Genomic DNA, 7,774 nt, shown 5'->3' with positions numbered 1-7,774 from the left:
CGCGGCGGCGCGCATCGTCTCCTCCAGCGTGTGCTCGACACCATGCCGGGCGCTGATGTCGGCCAGGCTGCCGAGCACGTCGGCAATCAGGGCATCGCGCTGCGGGTCGGTGGGCGCGCGCAGGTCCAGCGTGAAGCGGCAGCGGCCCGGAATCACGTTCACCGAGCCGTCGGGCACTTCGAGCCGTCCCACGGTGCCGACAGAGTCGCCATCGGCCCGGGCGCGCGCCTGCACCGCCAGTACCAGCTCGGCTGCGGCGACGGCCGCATCGTGCCGCTGGTCCATGGGGGTGGTGCCTGCATGCGCGGCAACGCCGATGAACGCACCGTCGAAACGCGCGCTGCCGTTGATCGAGCGGACCACGCCCAGCGGCAGGTTCAGTGCGTGGAGCACCGGGCCTTGTTCGATGTGGACTTCGACGAAGCCGAGGTAGTGCCGCGGATCGCGGCGCAGCGCCGGAATGGCCGAGGGGTCGAGGCCGGCCTGCTGCATCGCTACACGCAGGCTGACGCCGTCGGCGTCGCGTTGCTCGAGCCACTCGGGCCGGAAGTCGCCCACCAGCGCGCCCGAGCCGAGGAAGGTGGCCTTGAAACGCTGGCCTTCTTCCTCGGCAAAGGCAACCAGTTCGATGCCGAACGGCAGCCGCCGGCCCGCAGCGGCCAGTTCGCGTACACAGGCCATGGGGACGAAGATGCCCAGCCGCCCGTCGTACTTGCCCGCGTTACGGACCGTGTCGTAGTGCGAACCCGTGAGCAGGTAGCGCGCGCTGCTCGCACCACCGGCCGGGTGGTAGCGGCCGACGACGTTACCCACTGCGTCGATCGCCACCTCGTCGAAGCCGTTGGCGCGCATGTGCTCGGCAATCTCGGCGGCGCAGGCGCGGTGGGCGTCGGTCAGGTAGGTCACGGTGAGTTCGCCGCGTTCGGCGTAGCCCGGGTCGCTGTGACGGGCCAGCCGCTCCAGCCAGTCCCAGACCAGGTTGCCGCGGGCCGGGGTGTAGCCAAACCGCTCGTTGAGCCGTAGCTCAGCGATGCGGTGGACTTGGCGCAGGCACTCGGCGAATTCGACGGCCTTGGGCTGGCGCAGCCGGCGCTCGAAGCTCGCGATGATCTGCGCGCGGTTGAGGCCCGTGCCGCGCGGCCCGCGCACCGCGAGGATGAAGGGCCAGCCAAAGCGGGTGTTGTATTGGGCGTTGAGCGTTTGCAGCCGCTCGAACTCTTCGGGCGTGCAGGCGGTGAGGCCCGCGGTCTGTTGCTCGCCGCTGGAGGCTGGGGTCAGGGTGCGCTGCACCATCGCCTTGCCCGCGAGTTCGGGGTGGGCGCGCAGCAGCGCGAGTTGCCGCTCCTGGGGAGCCGTCGCCACGGCCTGAGCCAGCGCGTATTTCAGTTGGGCCAGGGTACGAAAAGGCCGTTGCCTCAGGGCGGCTTCTACCACCCAGGGGCTGTGTTCGTAAATGCCGTCGAGCAGGGCCACGGCGTCGGCCGCGCTGGCCTCATTGAGGGTGTCGAGCGTCAGGGGCATGGCGGGGTCAGTCGATGGCGGGGCAGGGGTGGTGTTCGCGCCAGTGGCGCGCGATGTCGATGCGCCGGCACACCCAGACATGGTCGTGGCGCTCGATGTGGTCGAGGAAGCGCTGCAGCGCCACGATGCGCCCGGGCCGTCCGAGCAGTCGGCAGTGCATGCCGATGCTGAGCATCTTCGGGCGGTCGAGTCCGGCAGGGTCGCCCTCGGCGTAGAGCGCGTCGAAGCTGTCGCGCAGATAAATGTAGAAGTCCTCGGCCTGCGCAAAGCCCTGGGGCAGTGCGAAGCGCATGTCGTTCGCGTCGAGGGTGTAGGGGACGACGAGGTGGGGCACCACCGTGCCGTCGCTGCGGCGCACCTTCATCCACACGGGCAGATCGTCGCCGTAGTAGTCGCTGTCGTAGACAAAGCCGCCTTCATCGACCACGAGCCGACGGGTATTGGGGCTGTCACGGCCGGTGTACCAGCCCAGCGGGCGCTGACCGGTGAGCCGCTCCAGAATCGCGATGGCCTCGCGCAGATGGGCGCACTCGACTTCCTCGGGCACGTTTTGATAGTGAATCCACTTGAGGCCGTGGCAGGCGATCTCGTGGCCGAGTTCGGTCAAGGCGGCCGTGACCTCGGGGTGGCGTTGCAGTGCGCTGGCCACGCCAAAGACGGTCAGCGGCAGGCCGCGGCGCTCGAATTCGCGCAGCAGCCGCCACACCCCCACGCGCGAGCCGTATTCATAGATGCCCTCCATGCTGAGGTGCCGGTCGGGGTAGGCCGCGGGGTTGAACATTTCGGAGAGGAACTGCTCGCTTGCGGCATCACCATGCAGCACGCAGTTCTCGCCCCCTTCCTCGTAGTTGAGCACGAACTGCACCGCGATCCGTGCACCCCCGGGCCAGCGCGCGTGCGGCGGGTTGCGGCCGTAGCCGACCAGGTCGCGCGGGTAGGGGGCGGTGGTGTCGTAGAGGGCGTGCGTCATGACGAGAGGGCCTGGGCGATGTCGTGCGTGGGCACGGGGCGGTCGTAGGTGAGGCTGGCCTCGACATGGTCGAGGTGCTCGGCCATGAGCCGCGCGGCGCGCTCCTCGTCGCCGGCGGCGAGGGCTTCGACCAATTCGAGGTGTTCGTCGCTGGAGTGCGCGGCGGCGTCGCGGCTCTGGTAGATCAGGGTGATGAGGGCGCAGCGCGACAGCAAATCGCTGAGCATTTCGGCGAGCACCCGGTTGCCCAGCAGTTCGGCCATGCGCACATGAAAATCCCCGAGCAAGCTGGTGCGCTCGGACACATTCCCCGCAGCGACGGCTGCGCGCTCGAGCGCGATGTGCTCGCGCAGCGCGTCAAGCTTTTCCGGGGTGGCCTCGCGCGCGAGGCTGCGCGCCATGCCCACTTCCAGCAGCCGGCGCACCGCAAACACCTGCCGGGCCTCTTCGGCCGAGGGGGAGGCGACGAAGGCGCCGCGCGCGGGCAGCATGCGCACCAGGCGCTTTTGCGCGAGTTGGAACAAGGCTTGGCGTACCAGGGTGCGGGATACGCCGAAGTGGTCGGCCAATGCCTGCTCGGCCAGCTTTGCACCGGGCAACAAGCGGTGTTCGATGATGGCGCGGGTCAGGGCATCGACGATGGTGCGGGTGGCGGTGGACGTGTCCATGCGGGGGATTCTAGAGCGCGTACCAGAAAGTGTATACACTTCGGTCGACGATTTTGTCTGGGATATGCCCGCAGGAGGCTTTCATGGGACTGAGCACGCATGTTTTGGACACCATGCACGGAACGCCGGCCGCCGGCATGGCCGTGGCCCTGTATGCCACCGACGCGGACGGCGCGCCGCCGCGGCTGTTGCGACGCATCGTGCTCAATGCGGACGGGCGCAATCCCGGCGGCCCCGTGCTGGACAACGCCAGCTTCCACCGGGGTACCTACCGGCTGTGCTTTTCCGTGGCGGACTATTTCCGCGCACGCGGCGTGGCTTTGCCCGAACCGCCCTTTCTCGACGTGGTGACGCTGGATTTTGGCGTGGCCGACCCGGATCAGCATTACCACGTGCCGCTGCTGGTGAGCCCGTGGAGTTACGCGACTTATCGCGGCTCCTGACGGGGCGATCGCCATTCTTTTTTACATGGCCGTCATAAGGTCGGCTGCATAGAATCAGTACTTTGTCTCACCGCCCCCAACGCCCCATGCCAGAAGTCACCAATACCGTCCGCTTCGTGCTGGACGGCCGCATCGTCGAAGCCCGGGGCGTGCGCCGCACGACGACGGTGCTGGATTACCTGCGCGAGCACCTGCACCGCACCGGAACCAAAGAGGGTTGCGCCGAAGGCGACTGCGGGGCCTGCGTGGTGCTGGTGGGCGAACTGACCGAGGATGGCCAGCGGGTGCGCTACGCGCCGGTCAACAGTTGTTTGCAGCTGCTGCCCACGCTCGACGGCAAATCGCTCAAGACGGTGGAGAGTTTGCAAGGGGCGGACGGTCGTTTGCACCCGGTGCAGGAAGCAATGGTGGCCTGCCACGGTTCGCAATGTGGGTTTTGCACGCCGGGCATCGTGATGAGTTTGGCGGGCTTGCTGCAGTCGGTGGCGCAGCCGGGCCGTGCGGAGGTGAACGATGCGCTCAGTGGCAATCTGTGCCGCTGCACGGGGTACCGCTCGATCGTGGACGCGGCGTTGCAAGCCGCGCAGGCACCGGCCGAGGCGCTGCGCATCGACGACGCGGCCGATCTGCCATTGCTGCAGCAGATCCGCCGCGCGACCGAGCCGACCTACAGCCTCGAGGGCGAGATCGTCGTGCAGCCGGTGTTGCGAACCAAAAAAGGCAGCGAGTTCGTGGCACCCGCGACCGTCGAGGAACTGGCGGACTATTTGGTGAAGAACCCGGATGCGACCTTGCTGGCGGGCAGCACGGAAATCGGCCTCAAGGTCAACAAAGCGTTTTTGCGGCCCGCGCGCATCGCGTACCTGGGCCATGTGGCGCAACTGCGTCGGGTGCAGACCACGCCTGAGGCCTGGCAAATTGGCGCAGCGGTGCCGCTCGCGGAGGTGCAGGCGCTGTTGGCCGACGCCTACCCGGATTTCGCCGAGGTGCTGCGTCGCTTTGGCTCGCCGCCGATCCGCTCCACCGCGACGCTGGCGGGCAATATTGCGAACGGCTCGCCGATTGGAGATTCCATGCCCTGCCTGATGGCGCTCGACGCGACGCTGCTGCTGCGTCGGGGGCGCCAGACGCGGCGGCTGCCGCTGGCGCAGTTTTACACGGGGCAAAAGCGCACCGTGCTCGAAAGCGGCGAGTTCATCGAGGCGGTGGTGGTGCCGCGGCCGCGCGCGGGCGAGGTGTTTCGCGCGCACAAGGTCAGCAAGCGTTTCGAGCAGGATATTTCGGCGACGCTGTTTGCACTGCGCTACCGGCTCGTGGAGGGGCGGTTCGCGGACGTGCGCGTGGCCTGTAATGGGCTTGCGCCCGCGCCCGGCCGGGTGCCGCTGATCGAGGCGGTGCTCGAAGGCCGCGCGCCGGCCGATGTGACGGCGGCCGAGCTCGACGCCGCCGTGGCGGCTGGCTTTACGCCCCGTGACGGCTTGCGCGCGAGCTGGCGCTACCGCGCGCTGCTGGCGCGCAATCTGGTGCTGCAATTCGTTGAGGACGCCGCTGGCGTCGAGGAGACTGCCCGATGAACGCGCCTGCCTTGCCCGAAACCTTGATGTCGCTCGCGCCTGTGCAGGGCCGCGAGCTGCCGCACGAATCCGCCCGGCTCCATGTGACGGGCGAGGCGGCTTACACAGACGACCTGCCCGAGCTGCGCGGCACGCTGTACGCGGCGCTGGTGCTCTCGCCCGTGGCGCATGGCGAGCTGATCGGCGAGGGCATCGACCGCGCTGCCTTGATGGCCGAGCATGGCGTGGTCGCGGTCTACACCGCGCGCGACATTCCGGGCGAGAACAACTGTGGCCCGATCGTCCATGACGACCCGTTTCTGGCCGATGGCGTGGTGCAGTACCTCGGGCAGCCGGTGGCCATCGTGGTGGCGCGCGAGATGGTCTACGCCCGCGAGGCGGCGAGAAACGCGAAGGTCGCGGTGCGCGAGCGGCCGGCGATCCTGACCATCGACGAGGCGATGGCCGCGCAGAGCTTCATCCTGCCGCCCAAGGGCATCACGCGCGGCGAGCCCGCGGCGATGCTCGAGCGCGCGCCGCACCGGCTCAGCGGCCGCACGCATTGCGGGCAGCAGGAGCAGTTCTACCTGGAAGGGCAGATTGCCTACGCCGTGCCGCGCGAAGATGGGCAGCTCACGCTCTATGTGTCCACCCAGCACCCCGACGGCAACCAGCGCGAGGCTGCGGCGGCGCTGAACCTCGGGACGCACGACGTGGAAGTGATCTGCCGCCGCATGGGTGGAGCGTTCGGGGGTAAGGAAGGCCAGTCGAGCATCTTCAGCCAGAGCGCGGCGCTCGCCGCCTGGCATTTGAAGCGGCCGGTGAAGCTGCGGGTCAATCGCGATGACGACATGACCATCACCGGCAAGCGGCACGACTTCCGCATCGACTATGACGTGGGTTTCGACGACACGGGCCGGATTCTCGCGCTCGATGTGACGCTCGCGTCGCGCTGCGGCTACTCCACCGACTTTTCCGGCCCGGTCAACGACCGCGCGGTGCTGCACATCGACAACTGCTATCACCTGCCGCATCTGCGCGTGGTGAGCCACCGCTGCAAGACGCACATGCAATCGGCCACGGCGTTTCGCGGCTTTGGCGGCCCGCAAGGCATGTTTGGCATCGAGACGGTGATCGAGGAAATCGCGCAGGCGCTCGGCAAGGACCCGCTCGAGGTGCGTCGCGTCAACCTCTACCGCGACCCGGCGGTCTCGGGCGATGCGCTGAGTCTGACCACGCCGTATGGGCAGCGCATCGAGGACTGGATCGGCGACCGGGTGATCGACCAGCTCGAGGCCGAATCCGGCTACGCCGAGCGGCGGGCGCGCGTCGCCGCGTTCAACGCCCAGAGCCGCACCCGCAAACGGGGCCTCGCCCTCGTGCCGCTCAAATTCGGCATTTCATTCACGGCGACCATGCTCAACCAGGCGGGCGCGCTGGTGCATGTCTACCAGGACGGCACCGTCAGCGTGAACCACGGCGGCACGGAGATGGGGCAGGGCCTCAATACCAAAATGGCGCAGGTGGCGGCCGACGCGCTGGGCATTCCCGTGGACCTGGTGCGCGTGACGGCGAGCGACACGCAAAAGGTGCCCAACGCCAGCGCCACCGCGGCGTCGAGCGGCGCGGACATGAACGGCGCGGCCATCATGGACGCCTGTGCGCAGCTGCGCGCGCGGCTCGCGGGTGTGGCCGCGCGCATGCTCGACCTGCCGCCGGATGCTATCGAATTCAGAGCTGGCGAAGTCCATTTGACGCCGGCATACCGCCAAAAAGACTCAGAAACTCGGCTGAGCTGGGCTTCGGTGGTCAAGCAGGCCTGGCTCGATCGCGTGGGGCTGTCGTGCACGGGCTTTTACCGCACGCCCGAGATTGCCTACGACTTCAACACCCTGCAAGGCAAGGCCTTCTACTACTACTGCTACGGCGCGGCGGTGAGCGAGGTGGAAATCGACACCCGCACCGGCGAATGGTGGCTGCGCGCGGTGGACATCGTGCATGACGTGGGCCGCAGCATCAACCCGGCCATCGACCGCGGCCAGATCGAAGGGGCGTTCGTGCAAGGCATGGGGTGGCTCACGATGGAGGAGTGCATCTGGTCCCTCAAAGGCGACGCCGCGGGCCTGGGCCGCGGCCGGCTGCTCACGCACGGGCCCAGCACCTACAAGATTCCGGTGGCCGGCGACGTGCCCGAGCATTTCAAAGTGTCGCTGTTCGAGGGCGAGAACATCAAACCCACGCCCTACCGCAGCAAGGCGGTCGGTGAGCCGCCGCTGATGCTGGCGCTGTCGACCTTCTTTGCCTTGCGCGATGCCGTGGCCGCCGTCGGTGGGCACCGCGTGCGCGTCGACCTCGACGCGCCGGCCACGCCCGAGCGTATTTTGCTCGCCTGCGAGCGGGTGCGTTCCGCCTTGGAGTGAGGTGAGGAACGCTCAGCCTAAGGCAACGCTGAATAAGTTCCCGTGATGGCGCGCGCCCGGCCGCGGGATGGGATGCGAGGCGTAAACCGCAGCGATAGCCGCAGCTATGGCGAGGATTTGCAACGAAGCAGCCCGCCCGCAGCCGGGATGCGCGGCGCGCGAGGGACTTGTTCAGCGTTGCCCTAAATCCGGCAGTTGG

6 protein-coding genes are annotated in these 7,774 nt (G+C 68.1%); 3 read left to right on the top strand and 3 right to left on the bottom strand.

Annotated elements, in window-relative coordinates:
- From uraD to JHC36_RS09320, 3 genes are all read right to left on the bottom strand, one after another.
- The coding region (uraD, locus tag JHC36_RS09330; RefSeq protein ID WP_287918469.1) for a 2-oxo-4-hydroxy-4-carboxy-5-ureidoimidazoline decarboxylase at window positions 1-1,521 on the bottom strand (1,521 nt) is incomplete at its 3' end.
- A 7-nt stretch (window positions 1,522-1,528) separates the two neighbouring features.
- Window positions 1,529-2,491: an allantoinase PuuE gene (puuE, locus tag JHC36_RS09325; RefSeq protein ID WP_287918467.1), complete on the bottom strand. Its 963-nt coding sequence runs from the start codon at window positions 2,489-2,491 to the stop codon at window positions 1,529-1,531.
- Window positions 2,488-3,159: a GntR family transcriptional regulator gene (locus tag JHC36_RS09320; RefSeq protein ID WP_287918464.1), complete on the bottom strand. Its 672-nt coding sequence runs from the start codon at window positions 3,157-3,159 to the stop codon at window positions 2,488-2,490. Before JHC36_RS09320 ends, puuE begins: the two co-directional genes overlap by 4 nt.
- A gap of 83 nt (window positions 3,160-3,242) precedes the next feature.
- Here JHC36_RS09320 and uraH point away from each other — a divergent pair, with 83 nt between their 5' ends.
- The 3 genes from uraH (at window position 3,243) to xdhB (ending at window position 7,575) form a co-directional block, all read left to right on the top strand.
- Window positions 3,243-3,602 carry a hydroxyisourate hydrolase gene (gene uraH, locus JHC36_RS09315; protein WP_287918462.1) on the top strand — a complete coding sequence of 120 codons (360 nt, stop codon included), beginning with the start codon at window positions 3,243-3,245 and terminating at the stop codon, window positions 3,600-3,602.
- Window positions 3,603-3,688: 86 nt separating this feature from the next.
- A complete protein-coding gene (gene xdhA / locus JHC36_RS09310) occupies window positions 3,689-5,176 on the top strand; it encodes a xanthine dehydrogenase small subunit (RefSeq protein ID WP_287918460.1) in 1,488 nt (495 codons plus the stop codon).
- Window positions 5,173-7,575, top strand: a complete 2,403-nt coding sequence (gene xdhB / locus JHC36_RS09305; protein ID WP_287918458.1) for a xanthine dehydrogenase molybdopterin binding subunit — start codon at window positions 5,173-5,175, stop codon at window positions 7,573-7,575. Before xdhA ends, xdhB begins: the two co-directional genes overlap by 4 nt.
- Window positions 7,576-7,774 lie beyond the last annotated feature (199 nt).

It is taken from the genome of Tibeticola sp. (assembly GCF_022759015.1).
Lineage (GTDB): Bacteria > Pseudomonadota > Gammaproteobacteria > Burkholderiales > Burkholderiaceae_C > Tibeticola > Tibeticola sediminis.
The sequence above is the reverse complement of the archived record's forward strand: the minus strand, read 5'-3'. Positions and strand labels throughout refer to the sequence as shown.